The following is a 23,007-nucleotide window of genomic DNA, read 5'->3' as shown; positions in this document are numbered from 1 at the left end:
GTCCGGGACGCCCGGTGTGAAGCATTCTGCCGTCTGGTCGCTCGGCTTTTTGCCAATGTCGCAAACAGGCTTCATCAGCGCCACCGCTCCGCCCTATAGTCCGCCCGCTTTATCATTTTGGAGTCGCGGGCAATGGCAGAGTTTCCGAAAAAGGCGAAGGTCGTCATCGTCGGTCTGGGCGGTATTGTCGGCGCATCGATCGCCCATCACCTGATCGAACGCGGCTGGGACGATATTGTCGGCATCGACAAATCAGGCATCCCGACCGATATCGGCTCGACGGCACATGCCTCCGACTTCTGCTACACGACCAGCCACGATTTCCTGTCCTGCTGGACGACGCTCTACTCCATCGATTTCTACGAGAAGATGGGCCACTACGCGCGTATCGGCGGCCTCGAGGTCGCGCGTGTCGGCGACGACAGCCGCATGGAGGAGATCAAGCGCAAGATCGCCTCGGCCAAGGCGTTTGGCACGCGCGCCCGCCTGATCGAGCCGGCCGAGATCAAGGAAAAATTTCCGCTGATCGAAGAAGCGATTGTGCAGGGCGGCCTGTGGGATCCCGATGCCGGCTTGGTCATCCCGCGCTCTCAGACGGTCGCCGGCAAGCTGGTCGACCAGGCGGAAGGGTCGGGCAAGCTCAAATCCTTCGCCAACACATCGGCCCGGTCGCTTGTCGTCAAGGACGGCCGCATATCAGGCGTGGTGACGGACCGCGGCACCATCGAGGCCGACTATGTCGTCGTCTGCGCCGGGATCTGGGGCCGGCTGATCGCGGAAATGGTGGGCGAAGACCTGCCCGTCATGCCGATCGACCATCCGCTGACCTTCTTCGGCCCCTACAACGAGTTCGCCGGCACCGGCAAGGAGATCGGCTGGCCGCTGCTACGCGACCAGGGCAATTCGGCCTATATGCGCGACACCGGTGATCCCAAGACCGCCGAGGGCGGGCAGATCGAATGGGGTTATTACGAAGAGGCCAATCCGCGCCTTTGCCATCCGCGCGACTTGCTTGAAAAGGACCAGGCGCGGCTTTCACCCTCGCAGCGCGACCTCGACATGGAACAGATCCTGGCGCCGCTCGAACGCGCCATGGAACTGACGCCGATCCTCGGCGAACTCGGTTACAACGAGAGCCATTCCTTCAACGGGCTTCTCCAGGTGACGGCCGATGGCGGCCCGTCCATGGGCGAAAGCCAGAAGGTGCGGGGCCTCTGGTATGCCGTCGCCATCTGGGTCAAGGATGGTCCCGGTATGGGCAAGCTCATCGCCGACTGGATGACCGACGGCCGCACGGAAATCGACCATCACGCTATCGACTATGCGCGCTTCTATCCGCACCAGACCAAGGAGCAGTTCATCTGGGATCGCTGCACCGAGACGGCGATGAAGGTCTACAATCCGGCGGTGCATCCGCGCGAGCCGTTCTCCAAGGCCCGCAACATCAGGCGATCGCCGTTCTGGGAGCGCGAGAAGGAGCTCGGCGGCTATTTCATGGAGTTGGGTGGCTGGGAGCGCGCACATGGTTATGCCGCCAACGAGCATCTCTTGGAGAAATACGGAAACCGCGTGCCGGTGCGTGAGAACGAGTGGGACAACCGCCATTTCTGGCGCGTGTCCAATGCCGAACATCTCGCGATGAGCGAGGATTGCGGCATCGTCAACCTGTCGCATTTCGCCATGTATGACATCGAGGGTCCCGACCATGTCGCGCTGCTAGAATGGCTTTGCGCGGCCAAGATCGGCGGCGACAACAACGTCGGTAAGGGCATCTACACCCACTTCCTCGACGAGGAAGGCATGGTGCGGGCCGACTTTACCGTCATCCGCATGGCCGACCGCTGTCGTTTGATCGACGGGGCGGACGCCGGTCCGCGCGACTTCCAGTACATGCGCCGCACGGCACAGGACAAAGGTTTCGATGTCACCATCACCGACGTGACCGAGAAATATGTCACCATCGGCATCTGGGGGCCGAACGCCCGGGCGACCTTGCAGAAGGTGGTCGAAAATCCGGACGGGCTCACTGTTGAGAACTTCCCATTCGCAGCGATCAAGCCGGTCCGGATCGGCGGCAAGGACGTCACCGCTTTCCGCATCTCCTATGTCGGCGAGCAGGGCTGGGAACTGCATATGCGCTACGAGGACGGTCTCGCTGTCTGGGACGCGCTGCGCTCGACCGGCGTGATGCCTTTCGGCGTCGAGACCTATGCCAACACGCGCCGCATGGAAAAGAGCCTGCGCCTGCAGAATGCCGACCTTTTGACCGAATACAATCTGCTCGAGGCGGATCTCGCTCGTCCAAAGGTCAAGGAGAACGATTTCTGCGGTAAGGCGAAGCACGTCGAATACCGCGCCCGCCAGCACCAGCCGGCCATGCTGTGCACGCTGGTGATGACCGAAAATGTCGATGCGAAGGGCGTGGCCCGCTATCCGGTCGGCACGATGCCGGTGATGGACCCGAAGACTGGCGAGACGCTGGTCGACGATCTTGGCAGGCGGTCCTTCACCACCTCGATGGCCTATGGCCCGACCATCGGCAAGAATATCGGTCTTGCCTATCTGCCGTGGGCGTATGCCCAGGAAGGCCGCAAGCTCACGATCGAGTATTTCGGTGAGACCTATCCCGTCGAAGTGGCGGCCGTCGGCTACAAGCCGCTCTATGATCCGGAGAATTTGAAGCCGCGCAGCTGATTGCTGGCCGGCGCAAAGGGCATGAAGGCAAAAGCCTGGCCGTCGGCTTTTCTCTTTTTAAACAGGCTGTTTTCGCTTACCCTTGCGGCATGTCTGCTTTTGCCTGCGCAAGACATTTCCTTTCAGGCTGCGCCGCGCTCGCGCTGACGCTTTGGCTGACGCCAGTATCCCTCGCGGACGAGCCGGTCGACGTCGAGTTGGTGCTGGCCGTCGATGTCTCGCTGTCGATGTCTCCGGACGAACTCGAAATCCAGCGTCACGGCTACGCAGCGGCACTGACACACGACAATGTGCTGCAGGCCATTGCCGATGGTGCTTATGGCAAGATCGCCGTCACCTATGTCGAATGGGCCGGCACTAGCTGGCAGCGCGTCATCGTGCCGTGGACAGTAATCGCCAGCCGCACCGACGCGGAGCGCGTGGTTGCGCAATTGTCGGCGCAACCGCCCAACAGCGCGCGGCGCACCTCGATCTCCGGAGCGCTGGAGTTCGGCAACGACCTGTTCGCCGAAAGCGGCTACCAGGGCACGAAGCGGGTCATCGACATTTCGGGCGACGGCCCCAACAATCAGGGTGCGCCGGTCAATCTGACCCGCGACGATCTGATCAAGCAAGGCATCGTCATCAACGGCCTGCCGCTGATGACGCGAGGCGATTTTTCGGGCGCCTATGACGTCAATAATCTCGATCGCTACTACAGCGACTGCGTCATCGGTGGTCCCGGAGCCTTCATGATCCCGGTCAATGACTGGACGCAGTTTCCCGAAGCCATCCGTCGCAAGCTGGTGCTGGAACTCGCCGGTCCGGCCTCGCCGCAATGGGCGGCGGAAGAAGCCGCGCATCCGCCGGTGATATTGGCGCAGGAGAGATCCACCACCGACTGTCTGGTCGGCGAGAAAATGTGGCGGAACCGCAGCTGGATGTTCGACAGCCGCTAAAGCTCTTCCCCGTTGAGCGTATCTTTGGCCAAACCGGCTCCATTCTTGCCCGCTGCCCATCTGTTCGGGCTTGCGCTCCAGGCTTGCCTCTGCGACCGAAGCAGTGGCAAACTGGGCGGGCCGCATGACCCAGCCAGGAGCGCGGCCGAACCGAGGAAACACCGATGAGACGTCTTGCCATCCTGACCGCAGTCGCGTCCGTGCTTTATGCCGACGTCGCCAGCGCCCAATACAACGACCAGGCTGCCTGCATCATGTTCGAGAACGGGAATTTTCGCGGGCGGTCCATCGGCATGGGTGCTGAGGACTCCGTGAATTTTCGTGGTGGCCAGTTCTGGAATGACCGTGTGTCGTCGGTGATCGTTCGCCGCGGCTGCACGCTCGTGGCCTACGAGGATTCTCGGATGGGCGGCCGCTCGATCGAGATCACGCGCAGGATCCGCAATTTGGGCGGCAGTGACTGGAACGACCGCATCTCCTCGGCGGAATGCACCTGCGACGACTACTGAGGTTCAGGCGGCGGAGTGCAGACCGGTTACGCATCGGATCAGGCCGCCAGCAGCTGCTTGCGGTCGACGCGCTCCTGCTGCGGCGAGCGGGCGTAGAGTTCTCGGTAGCATTTGGAGAAATGCGAGGCCGAGACGAAGCCGCAGGCGACCGCCACCTCGACCACCGGCATCGAGGACTGGATCAAGAGATGCCTGGCGCGGTCGAGCCGGATTTCCAGATAGTAGCGGGCAGGGGAGCGGCCCATCTCGGTGCGGAACAGCCGCTCGATCTGGCGGCGCGACAGGTCGACATGGTCGGCGATCTCGATCAGTGACAGCGGCTCCGACAGATTGCCCTCCATCAATTCGATGATGGTCAGCACTTTCGAGTTCTGGACGCCGAGGCGGGCGCGTAGCGGCAGGCGCTGGCGGTCGGTGGGGCTGCGCACGCGGTCGGTCAGCACCTGCTCACAGACGCGGTTGACGAGGTTCTCGTCAAAGTCGTCGCCGATCAGCTTCAGCATCATGTCGAGTGCGGCGGTGCCGCCGGCGCAGGTGTAGATGTTCTGGTCGATCTCGAAGAGGTCGGCAAAGACATTGGCCTTCGGGAACGCCTCGGAAAAGCCCGGCAGGTTCTCCCAGTGGATGGCGCAGCGCTTGTTGGACAACAGGCCGGCGGCGGCGAGGATATGCGCGCCGGTGCACAAGCCGCCGACGGCGACGCCGCGATTGTATTCCTCGCGCAGCCAGGCGAAGGCGGACTTGTTCTGGTAACGCTCGACATTGATGCCGCTGCAGACGATGGCCATGTTCGGCCGGTCGGGGCCTGCCATCTTCTTGCGCTCATCCTCGAGCGAGGTGTTGACCGCGCATTCGACTCCGTTCGAGGCGCGCACCGGCTTGCCGTCGATGCTGGCGAGGCGCCAGCGATAGGCCTCGTAGCCGAGCATGCGATTGGCCGAGCGCAGCGGGTCGAGCGCGGTCGCAAAAGCGATCATGGTGAAATCGGGGATAAGGAAGAATACAAACGATCGCTTGATCGGATGCTTTACGGCGTTCAAGGGAACCTCACACAGCCATGGCGCGAACAGGATGTCGCGAATAGCATAGCGACATCAGGAAAAACCATGTCTGTCAATCGGCTACGCCGCTACGACAAGATTAAATTTGCGACATGGGTCGCAAATGGGCAATCGGCGTGCAGCGAGCCCTGGAAATGGCACGAACTATTCAAGGGACGGGCAACATACGGCCTGCGCGCAGCACAAAAACGCCGCCTTGGCTGGAGCCAGGCGGCGTTACAGTTTTCAAGCAGCGGCAGGGATGCGCTGCCTCTAAAAATTTTCAGGCGATGAAGCCGAGGCGCGCCGCATTCATGGCGCCGGTCTGGCCGGGCATGGTGTTGGCAAGACGCTGACGCTCGAGAGCGGTGGTCAGGTTCATTTCGCGGCGGGCAAAGAGGCGTGCAAAAAGCTTCATAATCATCTCCATTTGTTGCTCAGACGGGTCGCCTTCGCTTGATGGAGTGGGGCAGCTCGTTTGCTGGCGCTGATATAGGCTTGTGTAAGCAGAAACTAAATCGCAAAAGCGAAGCGCTTGATATGAAATGCGACATCGATTGCGCCAGATTTGGGCAGGATGCCCAAAATTTAAGATTATTTACAAGGCATTAATTGAAAACGGGAGCTGCTATGCGGCTTTCTCATATGCGTCATGCGCTGGAAACATGGCTCCAAAACTCATTTGAATACAAATGAAACAGAGAAGGCCTGCCGGGCGGTTCGCGCGGCAGGCCTTCAGCACATGGTACACACGATCTACTTTGCTCCAGCCCAGGATCCGATGCCATTGCGAGTACCGGTCTTGGTGTCGGAAGCTTCAGGCCAGCCGATATCCTTCTGCAGCTCGATCGGCAGGGAGCGGATGGCGCGCTCGGTCTGGTAGCGCGCGCGGGCCGCGCTGAATTCGGTCGCGATGCGACCGAGGGACGACAGGATAGACATTTCATTCTCCTTTGGTGGTTGGCGGATGCCAGACGGCGAGTTGGTTACGCCGGGTTTGTTTCAACTTCATTTCGTGTCGAATGCAGGTCTGTGTCGGGGGTCGTTTCATGGCTGCTTGTGGCAGCAACCTGCCTCGATGGAGTTGACTATCCTCCCAATCTGATGTTCAATCAAACGAAATGGAATGATGATTTGTATCAGAAAAATTGAAGGTCGGTTCCCATGAACGCCCCGCTCAATCATCCGCTGCCGCTGCTCGATCTCGACGTTTTGCGCACTTTCGTGGCGATTGCCGAGACCGGCAGCTTCACCACCGCCGCCAATGCCGTCTTCCGCACGCCATCGGCCGTTTCCATGCAGATCAAGAAGCTGGAGGATATTCTCGGCCGCTCCGTGTTCGCCCGCGACGCCCGCTCGGTGTCGCTGACCACGGACGGCGAAATGCTGCTCGGCTACGCCCGCCGGCTGCTGTCGATCAACCGCGAGGTGGTGTCGAAGTTCATCATTCCCGAGATTGTCGGTGTGGTGCGGCTTGGTTCACCGGACGACTACGGCGAGCGCGTGCTGCCGCATGTGCTGAAGCGTTTCGCGCAGTCGCATCCGTCGATCGCCGTCGACGTCACCATCGACCAGAGCAGCAATTTGCGCCGGCGCATGGACGACCGGGCGCTCGACATCACGCTGTTGACCAATTCCTACAAGACCAGCGCACTCGGCGCCGAGGTGCTGCTGACCGAGCCGATCGTCTGGGCCGGCGCCAAGGGCGGCTGCGCGCATCTGCGCGAGCCCTTGCCGGTGTCGCTTTGGGAAGAGGGCTGCGCCTGGCGCGCCGGAGCGCTCGATGCGCTTGGCCGGGAGGGCCGCAACTACCGCATCGCCTATATGAGCGCGCACACGGCCGGCCAGCGCGCCGCGATCATGTCCGATCTCGCCGTGGCGCCGTTGCCGAAGTCGTTCCTCGGCAATGACATGGTCGAACTCTGCCCGAAGGACGGCATGCCTGACATCGGGACCTACAATCTGGCGATGGTGGTGGCGCCGGACGCCAGCGCCACGGTCAAGGCCGTTGCCGACCACATTCGCGCGACTTTCGAAGTCTTCCGGGAAACCGGCAAGTTCTGACCGGCTGGTAAGGACGATGCTATAGAGCTACTCCGCCGCTTCGGCGGGGCGCTCTTCAGTCCTTATTCTCGTGTCTTGCACGATCCGGCTCTCCCCGAGAAATTCGACGATGCGCTCGCGGGCGCGCCGCGCTTCCGGCATGTCGATCAGCGGCCAGACGTGGAACATGCCTTCCTCGTAGACAAGATCGATTTCAACGCCGGCGGCGCGGGCTTTTTCGGCGAAGATCAGATTGTCGGGCGTCAAAAGATCGCGCGAGCCGGTTAAAAGCAGTGTTCTTGGCAGCACTGACAGATCTCCATAGACCGGGCTGATATGCCAGTCGCTGGGATCGATGCCGGCACTGTACAGACGAATTGCCTCTCGTCCGCCAGCTATGCCCAGCCAAGGGTCGTTGCGTTCCGCCTCGAACACTGCGGGATTGGAGAGCGACACGTCGAGACCCGGCGAAATGAGCACATGCCGCGACGGCAGGGACAGTCCTTCTTCGGCGGCCATCATGGTCAGGACCACAGCCATATTGCCGCCGGCGGAATCGCCCATGAAGACGATGTCTTCGGCCTCCGTCTCGGCGAGCATCTGCCGGTAGACATCGCCAACCATTCCGAACATGGCGTGGAAATCGTGTTCGGGGGCGATTGGATAGATCGGCACCGTGATTGCGTAGCCCAATCGATCCGCCATCTCGGCGATCAGGTGCCAATGATAGGGCGTGATTTCAAAGACATAGGCGCCGCCGTGCAAGTAGAGAATCCGCTTCTGTTCGCCGGACTTGGGTGGGATTTCGTAAACGGGGAAGCCATCGACCGTATGCATCTCGATGTCGAGACGCTGGTGCAGCGAGGCGGGCGGCCGGTGGTTCTCGGTCTTGCGCGCGGCCGCGATCCAGCGCTGCAGATTTTCCGGACTGGCAAATGCCTGCTTACGGCTGTGCCGCAGGACAAAAGATACGACATGGCTTTTCAAGCTAGGCATGCGGATACACGAACTTCGGCCAAAGCCGACTAAGAGAACCCCCTAAATTAGAAGATCGTGCCGTGGCTGAAAATGTCAAGATTTACGCCCGCGTCTACACGGCGGTGTGATCCGCGCCGTGGTCAGCGACGCGGTAAAAGTGCGGCACGCAGCCGGTTGCTCGTCGCCGGGGACATGCGAGATCCCTGGCGCATGCCGAGCAATTTGCATTTGTCGGCGAAGGTCATCGGCGTGCGGCGCTCCAGATGGTGTTGATGAGTGCTGCCTTTTCGCTGGATCGCGGCGATACCGGCCAACCAATGTCCTTCTGGATTTCAGGCGGCAGGCTGTTCAGCAGGCGCCGTGCCTTGCTCCGGTCGTGAGCATTCTTAATGGCCGTGCCATAGCGGCCGAGGCTTTCGAGCATTGACATCGTCGTCTCCCCTGGAGCGTTGCGGCGGCTGAAAGATATTCCTGCCTGCCGTTCGATGCCGGTTGAATGCGCCTGCCATGTATCTGGCGAATTTCACGAAAACAGCGTTTTTGTTTCCGGATCAAGGGATCCGGAAACATTTGCATGCAAACGAGTTTGGAAAGACGGCGGCTCGAGCGCGGCCGCCTATTCCCGGCCGCGCCGCCGCCCCTCGTGGCCGTCGCGCGAACGCCGACGCGGAGCAGCGTCGCCGGCAACGCCGTCCTCGCTGACCGTCTTGCGTGGCGGCAGTTTCACCGCCGCCGACAATTTGGGGAACGGATCGACCTTGTTGGGCAGCGCCATGGCGTAGACGAAATGCTCCTGGAATTTCGGTTCCAGCGCCGTCTCGATCTTCTCGATCTTGCTGACCGTGTCCTCGATCTCGCGGCGGTAGCCGCGGTTGAGCAGTGCCATGCGGGCACCGGCACCGGCGGCGTTGCCGACGGCCGAGACCTTGTCGAGGTCGCAATCCGGGATCAGCCCGAGCACCATGGCGTATTTCGGATCGATGAAGGAGCCGAAGGCGCCAGCGAAATGGATGCGGTCGACATGCTCGGTGTTCTGCTTTTCCATCAACAGCTTGGTGCCGGCATAAAGCGCTGCCTTGGCAAGCTGGATGGCGCGCACGTCGGTCTGGGTGATGGTGATCTTCGGCCCATCTTCCGTCAATGCGGCGGAGCCTTCCTTCAGCACATAGGAGAAGGTGCGGCCGTTGGCGGTGACGCGCGGCGAGCGGGCCGAAAGTCCGCCATCGATGACGCCGTCCTCGGAAATGATGCCGGCGAGATACATCTCCGCCACCACTTCGATGATGCCGGAACCGCAGATGCCGGTGACGCCGGTTGCCTGGACGCTTTCCAGGAAGCCCGGCTCGTCGGACCACAGCTCAGAGCCGATGACGCGGTATTTCGGCTCCAGCGTATCGGGATCGATGCGCACGCGCTCGATGGCACCTGGGGCGGCGCGCTGGCCGCCGGAGATTTCGGCACCCTCGAAGGCAGGGCCGGTGGGCGAGGAGGCCGCAACCACCCGCTGGCGATTGCCGAGTACGATCTCGGCATTGGTGCCGACATCGACGATCAGCATCATCTCGTCCTGGCGATGCGGGCCTTCCGACAGCGTCACCGCCGCCGCGTCCGCTCCGACATGGCCGGCGATGCAAGGCAGCATGTAGAGCCTAGCGCCCTGGTTGAGTTTCAGGCCGATGTCGGATGCCTTGATATGCACGGCGCCCGAAACGGCCAGAGCAAAGGGCGCGCCGCCAAGCTCGGTCGGATCGATGCCGAGGAACAGATGATGCATGATCGGATTGCCGACGAAGACGCTGTCCAGGATGTCGTTGCGCTGCACATTGCCTTCGGCGCAGACCTTGTCGACGAGACCCGAGATCGCCTCGCGCACAGCGACCGTCATGCCTTCGCGGCCGTCCGGGTTCATCATCACATAGGAGACGCGACTCATCAGATCCTCGCCGAAGCGGATCTGCGGGTTCGACGTACCCGACGAGGCGGCGACGCGGCCCGACAGCAGCGATACCAGATGCATGGCGATGGTTGTCGAGCCGATATCGCAGGCCAGCCCATAGGCTTCGTTCTTGAGGCCGGGCCAAAGTGCCACGACGCGCGCGGTCTCTGAGTCGGCATCCTTGTAGATGGCGGCGGTCGCGGTCCAGTTGCCCCTGCGCAGGATGCCTTGCACCTGCGGCAGCAGATAAAAATCGAAATCGAGGCTTTTCAGGCCCCAATCGTGCATCAGCGCGATCTTCAGCCTGTCGAGATCGCCAAGCGGCTTGTGCATGTCGGGTTCTTCGATCTCGACATAGCACATGCGGATCGCTGAATCGCGGGCGATCACTCTCGTGTCGGCATCCTTGCGGATGGTCTGCGCATTGATGACCGTGTCCTGCGGCACGTCGATGACGAGGTCGCCGAGGATCTGCGCCGAGCAGGAGAGGCGGCGCCGTTCGGGCAGGCCACGGACGCGCTCATAGCGCTCTTCCTTGGCGCCCTTGGGCGTGATGTGGTCGTTGGAGGAGGTGATCTTGTGCTTGGCGAAATTGCCTTCCTGGACCTCGATTTGGCAGCGTCCACAGGTGGCGCGTCCGCCGCACACACTTTCGACATAGACGCCAAGCTGGCGCGCGGCGTCTAGCACGGGCGTTCCGACTGGAAAACGCCCGCGCTTGCCCGACGGCATGAACAGCACGAGCGGGTCGGTGATGTTTGCAGGTGAATTCACGATTGCGCGCTTATCCTCGGCCCATCCGGGCTTCACGGCCGCCACGGCGGCGGCCGCCATTGCTGGCGCCGTCGCCCGGGGCGTTGACTTGCGTCGGGGCGGCGACCGCCTGGCCGCCTTCGGCCGGCTTGTAGTCCTTGTAGGTGCGGATCCAGTTGGTGCAGTTCTCGTCGGTGCCGTTCAGCACATTGGCGCCGCGCACGGCTTCCATTTCCTGCGGACGCACCGGGTTCATGATGGCTGATGTCATTCCGGCGCCGATCACCATCGGGATGAACGCGGCGTTGATGCCGTGGCGGTGCGGCAGGCCGAACGAGATGTTGGACAGGCCGCATGTGGTGTTGACCTTGAGCTCCTCGCGCAGACGGCGCAGCAGCGCAAAAACCTGGCGGCCGGCGTCGCCCAGCGCGCCGATCGGCATGACCAGCGGGTCGACGACGACGTCATGCGCCGGAATGCCGAAATCGGCGCAGCGCTGCACGATCTTCTTGGCGACGGCAAAGCGCACGTCCGGGTCCATCGAAATACCGGTCTCGTCGTTGGAGATGGCAACGACCGGCACGTTGTACTTCTTGACCAGCGGCAGGATGGCTTCGAGCTTTTCTTCCTCGCCGGTGACGGAGTTGACCAGCGGGCGGCCCTTGGCAACCTTCAGTGCGGCTTCGATCGCGGCGGTGACGGAACTGTCGATCGACAGCGGCAGATCGACCAGCCCTTGCACGATCTCCAGCGTCTGCACCAAAAGGCCGGGTTCGGTCTCGTTCGGATTGACCGAGGTGACGCCGGCATTGACGTCGAGCATGGTGGCGCCACAGGCTGCCTGCTCCAATGCGTCCCTGATGACGGTCTCGAAATTGCCCGCGATCATCTCGGCGGCCAGCTTCTTGCGGCCGGTCGGGTTGATGCGTTCACCGATCACGCAGAACGGCTGGTCGAAGCCGATGATGATTTCTCGTGTCGCCGAAGCGACGATGGTACGGGTCATGAATTCTCTCCGCCGTGATATAAAGATTTCTTTATATCGTTGTCTGGTTTCGTTCAAGCGAATGGGTGGCCGTCCGCGCCGTCAGTGCGCAGTCTTCACCATGTCCACCTGCGTTTCGGTGATGTCGTCGTGCAAGATGCTGTCGAGCCGGTCGGCGACGAGCTGATCGTCGCGGCGGATCTCACGTTTCCATGGCTGGCGTCCCTTCAGCACGCCCGATTCATCGACGATCTCGGCAACATATTCTTCCTGCCGGTAGGCCATCACGTGAACGCCGGAAACGCCGGATATTTCCTTCACCTCGTTGATGATGTCGATGCAGAGCTGCTTGCCTTCCTTTTTCTGGTCTTGGGCGCCTTCCAGCCGCTTGATGATAGAATCGGGAATATGGATGCCCGGCACGTTCGAGCGGATCCACTTGGCCGTCTTGGCCGAGGCGAGCGGGCCGACGCCGACCAGGATGAAGCATTTTTCGGTGTAGCCGAGGTCGCGCACCTTCTGCATGTAGGTGCGGAACATCGGCACGTCGAAGCAATACTGGCTCTGTACGAATTGCGCGCCGGCGGCGATCTTCTTGCCCAGCCGATGCGGACGGAAATCGATCGGCGGCGCGAACGGATTGATCGCGGCACCCAGGAAAAGCTGCGGCGGCGTCGTCAGCTTGCGGCCGGACAGGAACTTGCCATTGTCGCGCATGATGCGGCAGGTTTCCAGGAGGGACATGCAGTCGAGGTCGAACACCGGCTTGGCGCCGGGCTGGTCGCCGGCCTGCACGCCGTCGCCGGTCAGGCACAGCATGTTGGCGACGCCCATCGCGGCACCACCCAGCACGTCGCCCTGAATGGCGATCCGGTTCTTGTCGCGGCAGGCGATCTGCATGATTGGCGCATAGCCCATGCGGGTCAAAAGCGCACAGATGCCGACCGACGACATGTGGCAATTGGCGCCCGATGCGTCGACGGCGTTGATGGCGTCGACCCAGCCGTCGAAAATCTTCGCCCGGTTGTAAACGTCCTCGGGATCGGCACTATCGGGTGGGTTGAGCTCCGTCGTCACCGCGAACTCGCCGCGCCGAAGCACGCGCTCCAGCCGGCCGCGCGAGGTGTGGCCGGGCAGGGGTTCGAGCGGCAGATGGATGCCGGCCGGGTTCTCGTCGCGCTGGCGGCCGATCATGCCGACGCTCCGGTGTTGGCCGTCTCATTCTTGGCGGCAGCGGCCGCTTCGCGCGCGGTGGCCGCCTGTGCTGTCACCCGCAGCCAGGCCGAGGTTTCGCGCAGCGACTGGTCGACCGGCTTCTGTACGGTCAGGATCCTGTCACTGTGCAGCATGTTTTGCGAGCCTTCCCAGGCCTTGACCCACACGCAGGGCATATCGGGCTCGACCTCGCAATTGCCGTTGGCGCGGACGCCGCCGCAAGGGCCGTTGCGCAATTGCTTGGGGCAGTTCATCGGGCAAGACATGCCGGTCGACGACAAGATGCACTGGCCGCACATGCGGCAGTCGAACATGAAGCCCTTGACGCGCTTCTCGACAAACTTGATCGGCCCTTCGACGCGGCCGTAGCCTATGCCCTTCCACAGCGGATGGAGGAGCAGGAACATGTCGGCGAATTTGGCGTAGAACCATTCGAGCAGGCGCGAATGCCTGATCGACCAAAGCCGGACCGCAAAGGAACGCTGTACGCGCCGCTGCGGCGACACGTCGGCCGGCTTGTAGTCGGATTTCGGCGCTGCCTTCTTGACCAGGGTGGCCTGGGTAACTGGCTGGACAACCCTCTGGCCATCCTTGGCAGGAATGGTTTCAGACATTTTCTTTGCCGCCCGCCCTGACCAGCGCGACCAGTCGCTCACGGTCATATCTCGTGTCGATGTCCTGAAAAGCCTTCTCGACCTCAGCTTCGAGGTCGTCGCCCACCGGGACGGGATCGGCCTTGCGCCATTCGGCCAGATAGTCGTCGGTGCCGCCGGCGCCGGTCCGCATTGCGCACATGTCGATCGCCTCGGTGAAGCGCAGCGGCAGTTCACGTTTGGCGTTCTGCCGGCCCTTCTTGACGATGATCTGGGCGGGGATATCGCGCCAGTAGACGACGATCAGATCGGCCATGAATTTCTCACTCCTCGAAGTATCGAGCATTGCCGCAAGCGCAGTGGGGCCGCTTGTTATGGGACGACGCGCGCGCATTCAAAAGCGACGCATTTCAATGTCGTAAAATGAAAGGTGCGTTTATTCGTTTGCGGCGTCCGCCGGCAGCAGGCTCGACGCGTCAGAAAAGCCGGCGCGCGGCATGTTGTCGGGGACGAAAAAAGCGCTACCAGATGCCGGTTCTGAGGCCCGTCCATACGTAGAACCAGATCGTCGGATGATACCACAGTTTCGAAGGCAGGCCGGGATCGATCGTCGTGAGTTTTCCAGCCAGAGCATCGCTGACGGCCTCGACGCAGATGTCGCGCGAGAACGCCGTCTGGCGTAGGGCGTGACTTGAGATGGTGTCGCCTTTTTTCGATCTGCCGCGCGCTTGCTTCAGCACGCCACCAGTGTCGACGCCAGCGTCGACGAGGTGGACAGTCGTGCCGAAATTCTGCGCATCGCCTGATACCAGAGCCCAATAGCCGCCATTCATGCCGCGATATTTCGGCGTGATGCCCGCATGGTAGTTGAGCACCGGGCAGGGCATTTTGCTCAGCATCTCAGCCGAGATTAGTCGGCAACCGTTGAGCAGCACAACGCCTGGCCGGATCTTCTGGATCGCCTGCAGGCACTCAAGCCCATTGGCCGAGGCTACCTGGATGATCTCTTGGCCTGGTCGCGGCTCAACCTCCAGCTTCTCCTCGGCAATCAATCGCGCGCTATGGCCGGCCAGGAATCGCTTGCCCAACCTGCTCAGCACCATCGTGCCAAGCTGGCCGATGGCGGAGATCCAGCCCTGGCGGCGAGCCCGGCCGCGCAGCAATTGCTTTTTGGATTCAGGCGTTTCGAGGACGACGCTGACAGGACCAACGCGATCGGCGATTGCATTGATCATGGCCCAGACATGCTGGCCGCCTCCGGTGACGACCACGATCAGACGTGTACTGGATCTTGCTGCTGCCATGGATCCTGCCCCCTCCAAGCAACCCATTCTCGACAATGGACGGGATGCTAGGGTGTCCGGGTTAATCCTTGGTGATCAGCTCTTCGATACACGGTCAGCGCTTGAATTCGATGATATCGAGCTTCGATTCATAGTAGGGCGCCGGAAATTCGATGCGCCATTCCTTGGCGCTGTTGCGGAAGGCGTAGCCGACCTGATCGGTTTGCGGGCCGCTGCCATAGGGCTTTGCCGGATCATCGTTGACATAAAAGGAGCCGAGATAGATCGCGCGTTTCTCGCCATCGTCGAAGAAGCGGCCCTTGGTGCGCTGCGAGCCGCTGATCTTTTCCAGCCGCCAGCCGGAACCGTCATCGGTCACCTTGCACTTGAACCAGCCATAGATGACGAGCGGCAAAGGTCCGCCGGCCTTGATGGTGCGGCACTGCCATTTGCCAGTCAGATCCTTGTCGGAAAAGGCGACCAGCGGTTTTGCCAGCAGGGCATCGAGTTGCTTGACCTCGTCCGGGTCGCCCGCTTTCGCTTCGGCAAGGGCTGCCTTGCGGGTCTCGCCATATTTGTCGAGCCGCATCTTGTCGGCTGGGGTGATGAGTTTCTGCACCTGCCCATCGGCGAGCGCGGGGAGAGTGCAGCAGAGCAGGCCGACAAGGGCGAGCAGCGGGCGAAGTGTCATCGGAGGCCTCCCGGTTGATGTCTGGGACAGCGCCGCTGCCACCTAGTGCATAACTTATCGGGTCGCTGGCGCCTGTCATCCGTGCTTAACAGCGTCACGGTCAAAAATCATGGTGGACGAATGCGAATCTTGCTCACGGGATCGTCGGGTTGGCTGGGCAGCGTGTTGGCGCCGCGTCTGCGCGCGCTTGGGCACGGCGTCATCGGGCTCGATCCCATGCCATCGGCGGAGACGCAGATCATCGGCTCGATCGCCGACCGTGACCTTGTCATGCGCACGGTCCTCGACAACCGGATCGACGCGATCATTCATAGCGGCGCGCTGCACAAGCCCAACATCGAGAACCGCGCCAACAGCGATTTCGTTGCCACCAATGTGCAAGGCACGCTGAACCTGCTCGACGCGGCGGTGGCGGCCGGCGTGCAGCGCTTCGTCTTCACATCGACGACCTCGCTGATGATTTCTCAAGCGATACGCGACGGATTCAGCGGAGGCGCGCGCAAGGCGGCCTGGCTGACGGAAGCGATGTCGCCGGAACCGCGCAACATCTATGGCGTCACCAAACTTTCGGCGGAGCATCTGTGCCGCCTCTATCATATCCAGCATGGGCTGCCGGTGATGGTGCTGCGCACCGCCCGCTTCTTCCCTGAAGCCGACGACATGGCGCATGCGATCGAACAGTCGGATGCCAACACCAAGGCGAACGAGCTCTTGTTTCGCCGACTGACGGTGGAAGATGCGGCGGAGGCTCATGTCGCTGCATTGGAGAAGGCGCCACAGCTGGGTTTCGACATTTTCATCGTCTGCGCGCCGACGCCGTTCCGCCCGGATGATTGCGCGGCGCTGATCGCCGATGCTCCGTCGGTCGTCGCCCGCTATTTTCCCGACTTGCCGGCACTTTATGCGCGGAAGGGCTGGACGATGTTTTCCTCCATCGACCGTGTCTATGACGCGTCGCGGGCGAGGGACAGGTTGGGTTTCGTCTGCAAGACGAGCTTTGCCGATGTGCTTACGGCGCTGCGGGCGGAAGAGGGGCTGCCTAGCTCGTGACGGCAGCGGCTTGCGCCATTCCGGCCGTCAGGTCGCCATAGCCGGTCGCGCGGCGTTCGTAGACGAGACCGAGCATTCTGGCGGCTTTTTCGGCGACCTTGTCGAGTTCGGGATCGTTGGTCTGGGCGAGGTAGATCAGCTTCTCGTAGTTGCCGAAATAGTCCTTGATCAGCTCCGGGTGCTTGTCGAGGCCGAGCGGCTTCATGAAGAAAGCGTCGAACTGCCGGCAGAGGAAATCGGTCATGTAGAACGACATCATGTCGTCGTCGGCGATCTTCGCGTAGGCTTCCATGCCTTGATAGAAGGCAAAGCAGTGCGGGCCGTCCATGCGCTCGACGCCATGCTTCTCGCAGATGCGGTCGAGCAGGCCGCCGGTGCCGCAATCGGCATAGCCGACGAAGATGTTGGTGTAGCCTTCAGCCTTGGCCTTTTCGATTGCCTTGTCCATGGCCGGAGCGATGCGGTCCGGATAGAAATGGAATTCCGCCGGCAGGCAGGTCAGGTCGAGGTGGTCCAGCCCGAGCTGTTCCTTGACGGCCAGAACTTCGCGCGCAATCATCCCACAGGCGATAACGAGCAGCCTGTCGTCTTGATTCGGTTTCGTTTTTTGCGTCTTGGCCATGAAACCCGTCGAGCCGCTGTGGCGCTAATTATCTATTGAGGGAGACACCGTCCATGAAACTGCTACGCATCACGCCGATCGCCATCTTGGCCTGCGTCCTGGCCCTTACGGCTTGCGCCAACACCGTCCGTGGCGTCGGCAGGGATGTCAAATCAACTGCCAAGGCGGTCGAGGACACCGTCACCAAGCCCTGATCCGAGCGGCCTTCTCCATCATCTGGGAACAAAAAAGCCGCGCTGCAAGGCGCGGCTCTTCCTATTGTCGGTGCCGAATGGGCCAATCAGGCCGAAGCCCGCACATTGTGTTTGCGCTTCATGAAGTCCTTGGCGGTCTCGACCGCCACCGCGGCGTCGCGGCAGTAGGCATCGGCGCCGACGGCCTTGCCGAATTCCTCGTTTAGCGGCGCGCCGCCGACCAGCACGACATAGTCGTCGCGGATGCCCTTTTCCTTCATCGTGTCGATGACCACCTTCATGTAAGGCATGGTCGTGGTCAGCAGTGCCGACATGCCGATGATGTCGGGCTGATGCTGCTCGATCGCATCGAGATATTTCTCGACCGCATTGTTGATGCCGAGATCGATGACGTCGAAGCCGGCGCCCTCCATCATCATGCCGACGAGGTTCTTGCCGATGTCGTGGATGTCGCCCTTGACGGTGCCGATGACCATCTTGCCCTGCTTGGGCGCGCCGGTGGCGGCGAGCAGCGGGCGCAGGATGAACATGCCGGCCTTCATCGCGTTGGCCGAAAGCAGCACTTCGGGAACGAAGAGGATGCCGTCGCGAAAATCCTCGCCGACGATGCGCATGCCTTCGACCAGCGCTTCCGTCAGCACTTTATAGGGCACCCAGCCGCGCTCGAGCAGGATGTTGGTGCCTTCCTCGATCTCTTCCTTCAGCCCGTCATAGAGATCGTCGTGCATCTGCTGCACCAACTCGTCGTCGGAAAGTTCGGAAAGGATGATCTCGTCGTCGGACATTTTATCCAGCTCCTCACGGCATCGCGACTGTGTCGCAAGGCACAACATATTTGCGTTCATACCTAACCCGCTGGGGGCATGTATCCATAGCTGATTTGCGACTTCCCGCAAAAGGAAAGCGACCGCAAATCTATTGGAATTCTTGTCGATTTTGCGACAGGCGTTGGCGCTGACGGGCCGTTTCGAATAGGGTGCTTGGCTACGATCCGGCAAGAAGCCGCGAGATGCGGCCACAACAGTTCCAGACCAGACGAGATTCAGGGAAGAGCGATCATGAGCGAACACGCGGCAGTCGATCAGGAAGCGTCCAACGCGCGACGTGGGCGCGGCGCCAGCGGCGGGGCTGCTGCGCGGCGGGCAGCACGTTCCGGCGGCGGTCCGGGCACGCAGCTCACCTACATCAAACGCAAGATCAACGTTTACGAGGTGCTGGACGAGGAAGGCCTGGCGCTGATCGAGAAGAACACCGACACGGTGCTCGAAGAGATCGGCATCATCTTCCGCGACGACGCGGAAGCGCTGCAACTGTGGAAAGAGGCCGGCGCCGACGTCAAGGGCGAGCGCGTGCACTTTCCGAAGGGTCTGTGCCGTTCGCTGCTCAAGACCGCGCCGTCCGTCTACACCCAGCACGCCCGCAATTCCGAGCGCTCGGTGCAGATCGGCGGCAATGCCACCGTCTTCGCGCCGGTCTACGGTCCGCCCTTCGTGCGCGACCTCGATGGCGTCAGGCGTTACGCGACGATCGAGGATTTCCAGAATTTCGTAAAACTCGCGTATATGGCGCCGTCGATCCACCATTCGGGCGGCACAGTGTGCGAGCCGGTCGACGTGCCGGTCAACAAGCGCCACCTCGACATGATCTACAGCCACATCAAATATTCCGACAAGCCGTTCATGGGCTCGGTGACCGCACCGGAACGCGCCGAAGACACGGTCGCCATGGCCAAGATCGTGTTCGGCGACGATTTCGTCGAAAACAACACGGTGCTGACCAGCCTGATCAACGCCAACTCGCCGATGGTATTCGACGAGACTATGCTCGGCGCGCTGAAAGTCTATGCGCGCCACAACCAGGCCTGCATCGTCACGCCGTTCATCCTTGCCGGCGCGATGAGCCCGGTGACGGTTGCCGGCACGCTGACGCAGGTTCTGGCCGAAGTGCTGGCCGGCGCGTCGTTCACGCAGCTGATCCGGCCGGGCGCGCCGGTGCTGTTCGGCACCTTCGCCTCGTCGATCTCGATGCAGTCGGGCGCGCCGACCTTCGGCACGCCGGAGCCGTCACTGGTTTCCTATGGCGCAGCGCAACTGGCTCGTCGTCTCGGCCTGCCGTTCCGCACCGGCGGTTCGCTCTGCGCATCGAAGGTTCCAGATGCTCAAGCGGCTTACGAGAGCGCCAACACGCTGAACTCGACCATCCTGGCCGGCACCAATTTCGTGCTGCACTCGGCCGGCTGGCTCGAGGGTGGGCTGGCCTCCTGCTATGAAAAATTCATGATGGACATCGACCAGCTCGGCATGACGCAGAAGTTTTCCGAGGGCGTCGATCTGTCGGAAAACGGCCAGGCGATGGACGCCATCCGTCAGGTCGGACCGGGCAGCCACTATCTCGGCTGCGACCACACCCAGGCGAATTTCCAGACAGCCTTCTACCGCTCCAACATCGCCGACAACAATTCCTACGAGCAGTGGCTGGCCGAGGGCGAGAAAACAGCGCCGCAGCGCGCCAACGAACTTGCCCGTCGCTGGCTGGAAAGCTACGAGGCGCCGTATCTTGATCCGAGGATCGACGAAGCCCTGAAGGACTTCATCGCCAAGAAGAAGGGGTCGATGCCCGACGCCTTCACTTGAAAGGAGCCCGAATCAGGCGGGGCTAAAGTCGCCAACATCATCCACAAGGAAGTCTGGCGGAGCGCGTTCTCCGATCCGGTCAAGAAGGAATGATAGCGCTTGCCGGCAGCGTTGACCGCATTGCTGCGGCGCTTCACGCCAACGGCCTTGTTCTTCGTGGCGGCTTCAATTTTACGCCAGGCGATGCGCGGCCAACGGGATCATCGGGTGCGCCGGCAGCGGCCCTCCTGCTGGTAGGGCAGGCGGGCGCGGCACCTTGGCCGCATTTCCTGCGGTGGCGGGAAAAGCAATTACCGAGCGCCAATCCGCTCGACAGCTGGTCATGTGAAGTGATCGGTGCGGTGGCGGAGACATTCGGGGCGAAGGCCGTTTCGCCTTCCGACAAGCCTTATCTGCCGTTCCAGCAATGGGCGATGCGGGCGGAGGGGCTGAGGCCGTCTCCGCTCGGCATCCTCATGCATCCGCAATATGGGTTGTGGCACGCCTATCGCGGTGCGCTGCTGTTCGATGACGAGCTTCCGGTTCAAGCCGCTGAGTCGGGGCCTCATCTTTGCGACACTTGCGTCGAGAAACCCTGCCTGAAATCCTGCCCGGTCGACGCCCATTCCGCGCAAGGCTTCGCTTATCAATCCTGCCTGGCGCATGTGCGGGGAGCGAATGGCGAACCCTGCCGCAGCGGCGGTTGCCTTGATCGCAATGCCTGTCCCTATGGGACGGCCTATCGCTATCCGCCGGAAGTCCAAGCGTTTCACATGGCAAGCTTTGCAGCGGTGGACGGCTGATCGAAATGCCAGCCCTGATCAGGTAGCAGCTTGACGGCTGACGGCAGCACGCCTATTCATCAAGTCATCTGATGACTTGATGAATAGGCCGATGCAACCCGCCACCAGATCCAATCTCACTGACAGCGCCACCAGCAGCCTGCGTGCGGAGATCGTCAGCGGCCGCTGGAGCGTCGGCGAGCGTATTCCCAATGAGGCGGCCCTGACCGATCTTCTGTCGGTCAGCCGCGGCACGGTGCGCGAGGCGGTGCGGGTGCTGGTCTCGCAGGGATTGCTGGATACGCGCCAGGGCTCGGGCACCTATGTGCGCTCCGCCGTTGATGCCTCTGCCGCGCTCGACCGGGTCAAACGCAGCGGTCTGCGCGATCAGTGGGAGGCGCGGGCAGCGCTGGACCTCGAGGCCGCACGGCTTGCCGCCTTGCGCCACACGCCGGCCGATCTTGAGAGGATGCGGCAACTGCTTGCCGAACGAGGCACCGTCGCGGACGGCGGAAGCGAAGCCTTCATCCGCCGCGATCTCGCTTTCCACAAATCGGTCGTCGCAGCGTCCGGTAACAGGGCGATGACGGAGCTCTACGACTTCTTCACCGCCGCCATCACCGAGACCATCCATGCCACCATCGACGGCGATCTGCCAGAACCGGACCACCAGGCGCATGCGGCAATCGTCGACGCCATTGCCGCGCGCGATCCTGAGCGCGCCGTTGCCGCCGTCCGCGCCTTCATGGCGCCGGTGCTTGCTCAACTTGAAAGACTGCTTTCGCAATGAATCAGAGTTTCCGTCAGTCTGACCCGAAGCCGCAATCCGGGGCCATCCAGGGGCTGGAGCTCATCGATGCGGAAGCCGACAGCCTGCCTGTGCCGCAACCGCCTGATCTGCGCAGCCGTGCCGCGCGTGTCGTGCTCGGCGCGAGCCTTGTGCTGATCGCCTTCAGCTTGAGGCCGCTGTTTTCGAGCCTGTCGGTGCTGTTGCCGGAGGTGATGCAGGCAACCGGGCTGTCGACGACAGGCGCCAGCCTGCTGACGACGCTGCCCGTCCTGTGCCTCGGTCTGTTCGCGCCCTTCGCGCCGAAACTTGCCCAACGCTATGGAGCCGAGCGCACCTTGCTCGGGGCGCTCGTCTTGCTGGTGCTGGGAACCGGCCTGCGCTGGTTTGGTACGGTTCCCTTGCTGTTTGTCGCGACCTTCCTGGCCGGCGGCGCCATTGCCATCGGCAATGTGCTGCTGCCAGGCTTGGTGAAGCGCGATTTCGCCGACCGGGCCGCCGTCATGACCGGGCTCTACACCATGGCGCTCTGCGCTGGCTCGGCCGCCGCCGCCGGCTTGACGCTGCCGATCGAGCATTTTGTCACGGGTTCATGGTCGGGAGCGCTCGCGGCCTGGGCGGTGCCGACGCTGGTCGTGCTGTTGATCTGGATTCCGCAGGCGTTGGGCAGCCGTCGGCGGGTGAGCCATCAAGGGTTTCGCGTCGTCGGGCTTTGGCGCAATCGCCTGGCCTGGCAGGTGACGCTGTTCATGGGCCTGCAGTCGGCGCTTGCCTATTGCATCTTCGGCTGGCTGGCGCCGATCCTGCGCGAGCGCGGCTTCGATGCGGCCACCGCAGGCACCATGGTTTCGGTCTCGGTGATGGCGCAGGTCATCACCTGCCTCGCTGTGCCGTCCTTTGCGATGCGGCTGAAGGACCAGCGCGGCATCAATGTGGCGCTCGTTGCCACTGCGGTGATTGCGCTGCTCGGCATTCTCTTCGCACCGACCTCGACGGTGGTGTTCTGGGCGGTCCTGCAAGGCATCGGGCAGGGTGGCCTGATTGCGGCTGCCATGAGCTTGATCGTGCTGCGTTCGCCGGATTCGCATGTCGCGGCCCATCTTTCCGGCATGGCGCAAGGCGTCGGCTATGTGCTGGCGGCATCCGGCCCGCTGCTGGTGGGTCTGATCCGTGGCTGGACCGGTAGTTTTTCGGCGTCGGCCCTGCTATTCGTCGCGCTCGGGCTTGGCGCCGCCATCATGGGGCTCGGTGCCGGCCGCGCGCTGCATGTGGGCGCACGGACCGTGCGAGTCGACGACTGAT

The 23,007-nt window shown here is 62.2% G+C and carries 25 protein-coding genes; 11 read left to right on the top strand and 14 right to left on the bottom strand.

Features of this window, described 5'->3' with window-relative positions:
* Positions 1-132: 132 nt before the first annotated feature.
* The 3 genes from LB558_RS11900 to LB558_RS11890 all read left to right on the top strand — a co-directional run bounded on the left by LB558_RS11900 (position 133) and on the right by LB558_RS11890 (position 4,141).
* Positions 133-2,694, top strand: coding sequence for a GcvT family protein (locus LB558_RS11900; protein ID WP_224697738.1), 2,562 nt, complete (start codon positions 133-135; stop codon positions 2,692-2,694).
* 89 nt (positions 2,695-2,783) lie between these two features.
* Entirely contained in the window at positions 2,784-3,632 is an 849-nt protein-coding gene (locus LB558_RS11895; protein ID WP_224697737.1) for a DUF1194 domain-containing protein, read from the top strand.
* Between the two features lie 164 nt (positions 3,633-3,796).
* Positions 3,797-4,141 carry a peptidase inhibitor family I36 protein gene (locus LB558_RS11890; RefSeq protein WP_224697736.1) on the top strand — a complete coding sequence of 115 codons (345 nt, stop codon included), beginning with the start codon at positions 3,797-3,799 and terminating at the stop codon, positions 4,139-4,141.
* A 38-nt stretch (positions 4,142-4,179) separates the two neighbouring features.
* Here the strand turns inward: LB558_RS11890 and LB558_RS11885 are convergent, their stop codons facing one another.
* Positions 4,180-5,118 carry a GlxA family transcriptional regulator gene (locus LB558_RS11885; protein WP_348625597.1) on the bottom strand — a complete coding sequence of 313 codons (939 nt, stop codon included), beginning with the start codon at positions 5,116-5,118 and terminating at the stop codon, positions 4,180-4,182.
* Positions 5,119-5,247: 129 nt separating this feature from the next.
* Between LB558_RS11885 and LB558_RS11880 the strand changes: the two genes are divergently transcribed.
* The gene (locus tag LB558_RS11880) at positions 5,248-5,475 is read left to right on the top strand and encodes a hypothetical protein (protein WP_224697735.1); all 228 of its coding nucleotides are present in this window, start codon (positions 5,248-5,250) and stop codon (positions 5,473-5,475) included.
* On the opposite strand, the gene LB558_RS32900 is transcribed toward LB558_RS11880, so the two are convergent.
* Together LB558_RS32900 and LB558_RS11875 are read right to left on the bottom strand one after the other, a co-directional pair.
* Positions 5,465-5,599: a hypothetical protein gene (locus LB558_RS32900; RefSeq protein ID WP_023812324.1), complete on the bottom strand. Its 135-nt coding sequence runs from the start codon at positions 5,597-5,599 to the stop codon at positions 5,465-5,467. The two genes, LB558_RS11880 and LB558_RS32900, sit on opposite strands and share 11 nt — an antisense overlap.
* 338 nt (positions 5,600-5,937) lie before the next feature.
* Positions 5,938-6,123, bottom strand: a complete 186-nt coding sequence (locus LB558_RS11875; RefSeq protein ID WP_013531162.1) for a hypothetical protein — start codon at positions 6,121-6,123, stop codon at positions 5,938-5,940.
* 222 nt (positions 6,124-6,345) lie between these two features.
* Here LB558_RS11875 and LB558_RS11870 point away from each other — a divergent pair, with 222 nt between their 5' ends.
* On the top strand, positions 6,346-7,245 hold the full coding sequence (locus tag LB558_RS11870; RefSeq protein ID WP_224697734.1) for a LysR substrate-binding domain-containing protein: 900 nt from the start codon (positions 6,346-6,348) through the stop codon (positions 7,243-7,245).
* Positions 7,246-7,272: 27 nt separating this feature from the next.
* On the opposite strand, the gene LB558_RS11865 is transcribed toward LB558_RS11870, so the two are convergent.
* From LB558_RS11865 to LB558_RS11825, 9 genes are all read right to left on the bottom strand, one after another.
* Complete coding sequence (locus LB558_RS11865) at positions 7,273-8,220, bottom strand: alpha/beta hydrolase (RefSeq protein WP_224697733.1); 948 nt, start codon at positions 8,218-8,220, stop codon at positions 7,273-7,275.
* Between the two features lie 223 nt (positions 8,221-8,443).
* A complete protein-coding gene (locus tag LB558_RS11860; RefSeq protein ID WP_318011631.1) occupies positions 8,444-8,626 on the bottom strand; it encodes a hypothetical protein in 183 nt (60 codons plus the stop codon).
* Between the two features lie 192 nt (positions 8,627-8,818).
* A complete protein-coding gene (locus tag LB558_RS11855; RefSeq protein WP_224697731.1) occupies positions 8,819-10,972 on the bottom strand; it encodes an ASKHA domain-containing protein in 2,154 nt (717 codons plus the stop codon).
* Positions 10,923-11,897, bottom strand: a complete 975-nt coding sequence (locus LB558_RS11850; protein ID WP_057142966.1) for a methyltetrahydrofolate cobalamin methyltransferase — start codon at positions 11,895-11,897, stop codon at positions 10,923-10,925. The genes LB558_RS11855 and LB558_RS11850 overlap by 50 nt, the downstream gene beginning before the upstream one ends.
* A gap of 81 nt (positions 11,898-11,978) precedes the next feature.
* Complete coding sequence (locus LB558_RS11845; protein ID WP_224697730.1) at positions 11,979-13,070, bottom strand: methylenetetrahydrofolate reductase; 1,092 nt, start codon at positions 13,068-13,070, stop codon at positions 11,979-11,981.
* Entirely contained in the window at positions 13,067-13,705 is a 639-nt protein-coding gene (locus LB558_RS11840) for a methylenetetrahydrofolate reductase C-terminal domain-containing protein (RefSeq protein WP_224697729.1), read from the bottom strand. The genes LB558_RS11845 and LB558_RS11840 overlap by 4 nt, the downstream gene beginning before the upstream one ends.
* Positions 13,698-14,000, bottom strand: a complete 303-nt coding sequence (locus LB558_RS11835; protein ID WP_224697728.1) for a virulence factor — start codon at positions 13,998-14,000, stop codon at positions 13,698-13,700. The genes LB558_RS11840 and LB558_RS11835 overlap by 8 nt, the downstream gene beginning before the upstream one ends.
* 205 nt (positions 14,001-14,205) lie before the next feature.
* Positions 14,206-14,988 (bottom strand): formyl transferase, encoded by a 783-nt coding sequence (locus tag LB558_RS11830; RefSeq protein ID WP_224697727.1) that lies wholly within the window; start codon positions 14,986-14,988, stop codon positions 14,206-14,208.
* A 94-nt stretch (positions 14,989-15,082) separates the two neighbouring features.
* Positions 15,083-15,658, bottom strand: coding sequence for a DUF4893 domain-containing protein (locus LB558_RS11825; protein ID WP_224697726.1), 576 nt, complete (start codon positions 15,656-15,658; stop codon positions 15,083-15,085).
* Between the two features lie 120 nt (positions 15,659-15,778).
* Here LB558_RS11825 and LB558_RS11820 point away from each other — a divergent pair, with 120 nt between their 5' ends.
* Positions 15,779-16,708: an NAD-dependent epimerase/dehydratase family protein gene (locus tag LB558_RS11820; protein WP_224697725.1), complete on the top strand. Its 930-nt coding sequence runs from the start codon at positions 15,779-15,781 to the stop codon at positions 16,706-16,708.
* Here LB558_RS11820 and LB558_RS11815 read toward each other — a convergent pair.
* On the bottom strand, positions 16,698-17,330 hold the full coding sequence (locus tag LB558_RS11815; protein ID WP_224697724.1) for a DUF1638 domain-containing protein: 633 nt from the start codon (positions 17,328-17,330) through the stop codon (positions 16,698-16,700). The genes LB558_RS11820 and LB558_RS11815 overlap by 11 nt on opposite strands.
* Positions 17,331-17,383: 53 nt before the next feature.
* Between LB558_RS11815 and LB558_RS11810 the strand changes: the two genes are divergently transcribed.
* Positions 17,384-17,524, top strand: a complete 141-nt coding sequence (locus LB558_RS11810; protein ID WP_224697723.1) for an EncA/B family entericidin — start codon at positions 17,384-17,386, stop codon at positions 17,522-17,524.
* 86 nt (positions 17,525-17,610) lie between these two features.
* Here LB558_RS11810 and LB558_RS11805 read toward each other — a convergent pair whose 3' ends face one another.
* Positions 17,611-18,309, bottom strand: coding sequence for a corrinoid protein (locus LB558_RS11805; protein ID WP_027029468.1), 699 nt, complete (start codon positions 18,307-18,309; stop codon positions 17,611-17,613).
* Between the two features lie 273 nt (positions 18,310-18,582).
* On the opposite strand from LB558_RS11805, the gene LB558_RS11800 reads away from it, so the two are divergent.
* The 4 genes from LB558_RS11800 (at position 18,583) to LB558_RS11785 (ending at position 23,006) form a co-directional block, all read left to right on the top strand.
* Positions 18,583-20,157 (top strand): trimethylamine methyltransferase family protein, encoded by a 1,575-nt coding sequence (locus LB558_RS11800; RefSeq protein ID WP_224697722.1) that lies wholly within the window; start codon positions 18,583-18,585, stop codon positions 20,155-20,157.
* Positions 20,158-20,246: 89 nt separating this feature from the next.
* Positions 20,247-20,939 (top strand): 4Fe-4S dicluster domain-containing protein, encoded by a 693-nt coding sequence (locus LB558_RS11795; protein WP_224697721.1) that lies wholly within the window; start codon positions 20,247-20,249, stop codon positions 20,937-20,939.
* A gap of 91 nt (positions 20,940-21,030) precedes the next feature.
* Entirely contained in the window at positions 21,031-21,708 is a 678-nt protein-coding gene (locus LB558_RS11790) for a FadR/GntR family transcriptional regulator (RefSeq protein ID WP_224697720.1), read from the top strand.
* The gene (locus LB558_RS11785) at positions 21,705-23,006 is read left to right on the top strand and encodes a CynX/NimT family MFS transporter (RefSeq protein ID WP_224697719.1); all 1,302 of its coding nucleotides are present in this window, start codon (positions 21,705-21,707) and stop codon (positions 23,004-23,006) included. Before LB558_RS11790 ends, LB558_RS11785 begins: the two co-directional genes overlap by 4 nt.
* The last annotated feature ends 1 nt before the right edge of the window (position 23,007 follow it).

This window comes from Mesorhizobium sp. CO1-1-8, assembly GCF_020164875.1.
Taxonomy (GTDB): domain Bacteria; phylum Pseudomonadota; class Alphaproteobacteria; order Rhizobiales; family Rhizobiaceae; genus Mesorhizobium.
This window is presented reverse-complemented; position numbering and strand designations above follow the sequence as displayed.

Coding starts and splice junctions, on each gene's coding strand:
- LB558_RS11900 (WP_224697738.1), top strand. CDS start 133: ATGGCAGAGTTTCCGAAAAAGGCGAAGGTCGTCATCGTCGGTCTGGGC.
- LB558_RS11895 (WP_224697737.1), top strand. CDS start 2,784: ATGTCTGCTTTTGCCTGCGCAAGACATTTCCTTTCAGGCTGCGCCGCG.
- LB558_RS11890 (WP_224697736.1), top strand. CDS start 3,797: ATGAGACGTCTTGCCATCCTGACCGCAGTCGCGTCCGTGCTTTATGCC.
- LB558_RS11885 (WP_348625597.1), bottom strand. CDS start 5,118: ATGATCGCTTTTGCGACCGCGCTCGACCCGCTGCGCTCGGCCAATCGC.
- LB558_RS11880 (WP_224697735.1), top strand. CDS start 5,248: ATGTCTGTCAATCGGCTACGCCGCTACGACAAGATTAAATTTGCGACA.
- LB558_RS32900 (WP_023812324.1), bottom strand. CDS start 5,599: ATGAAGCTTTTTGCACGCCTCTTTGCCCGCCGCGAAATGAACCTGACC.
- LB558_RS11875 (WP_013531162.1), bottom strand. CDS start 6,123: ATGTCTATCCTGTCGTCCCTCGGTCGCATCGCGACCGAATTCAGCGCG.
- LB558_RS11870 (WP_224697734.1), top strand. CDS start 6,346: ATGAACGCCCCGCTCAATCATCCGCTGCCGCTGCTCGATCTCGACGTT.
- LB558_RS11865 (WP_224697733.1), bottom strand. CDS start 8,220: ATGCCTAGCTTGAAAAGCCATGTCGTATCTTTTGTCCTGCGGCACAGC.
- LB558_RS11860 (WP_318011631.1), bottom strand. CDS start 8,626: ATGCTCGAAAGCCTCGGCCGCTATGGCACGGCCATTAAGAATGCTCAC.
- LB558_RS11855 (WP_224697731.1), bottom strand. CDS start 10,972: ATGGCGGCCGCCGCCGTGGCGGCCGTGAAGCCCGGATGGGCCGAGGAT.
- LB558_RS11850 (WP_057142966.1), bottom strand. CDS start 11,897: ATGACCCGTACCATCGTCGCTTCGGCGACACGAGAAATCATCATCGGC.
- LB558_RS11845 (WP_224697730.1), bottom strand. CDS start 13,070: ATGATCGGCCGCCAGCGCGACGAGAACCCGGCCGGCATCCATCTGCCG.
- LB558_RS11840 (WP_224697729.1), bottom strand. CDS start 13,705: ATGTCTGAAACCATTCCTGCCAAGGATGGCCAGAGGGTTGTCCAGCCA.
- LB558_RS11835 (WP_224697728.1), bottom strand. CDS start 14,000: ATGGCCGATCTGATCGTCGTCTACTGGCGCGATATCCCCGCCCAGATC.
- LB558_RS11830 (WP_224697727.1), bottom strand. CDS start 14,988: ATGGCAGCAGCAAGATCCAGTACACGTCTGATCGTGGTCGTCACCGGA.
- LB558_RS11825 (WP_224697726.1), bottom strand. CDS start 15,658: ATGACACTTCGCCCGCTGCTCGCCCTTGTCGGCCTGCTCTGCTGCACT.
- LB558_RS11820 (WP_224697725.1), top strand. CDS start 15,779: ATGCGAATCTTGCTCACGGGATCGTCGGGTTGGCTGGGCAGCGTGTTG.
- LB558_RS11815 (WP_224697724.1), bottom strand. CDS start 17,330: ATGGCCAAGACGCAAAAAACGAAACCGAATCAAGACGACAGGCTGCTC.
- LB558_RS11810 (WP_224697723.1), top strand. CDS start 17,384: ATGAAACTGCTACGCATCACGCCGATCGCCATCTTGGCCTGCGTCCTG.
- LB558_RS11805 (WP_027029468.1), bottom strand. CDS start 18,309: ATGTCCGACGACGAGATCATCCTTTCCGAACTTTCCGACGACGAGTTG.
- LB558_RS11800 (WP_224697722.1), top strand. CDS start 18,583: ATGAGCGAACACGCGGCAGTCGATCAGGAAGCGTCCAACGCGCGACGT.
- LB558_RS11795 (WP_224697721.1), top strand. CDS start 20,247: ATGATAGCGCTTGCCGGCAGCGTTGACCGCATTGCTGCGGCGCTTCAC.
- LB558_RS11790 (WP_224697720.1), top strand. CDS start 21,031: ATGCAACCCGCCACCAGATCCAATCTCACTGACAGCGCCACCAGCAGC.
- LB558_RS11785 (WP_224697719.1), top strand. CDS start 21,705: ATGAATCAGAGTTTCCGTCAGTCTGACCCGAAGCCGCAATCCGGGGCC.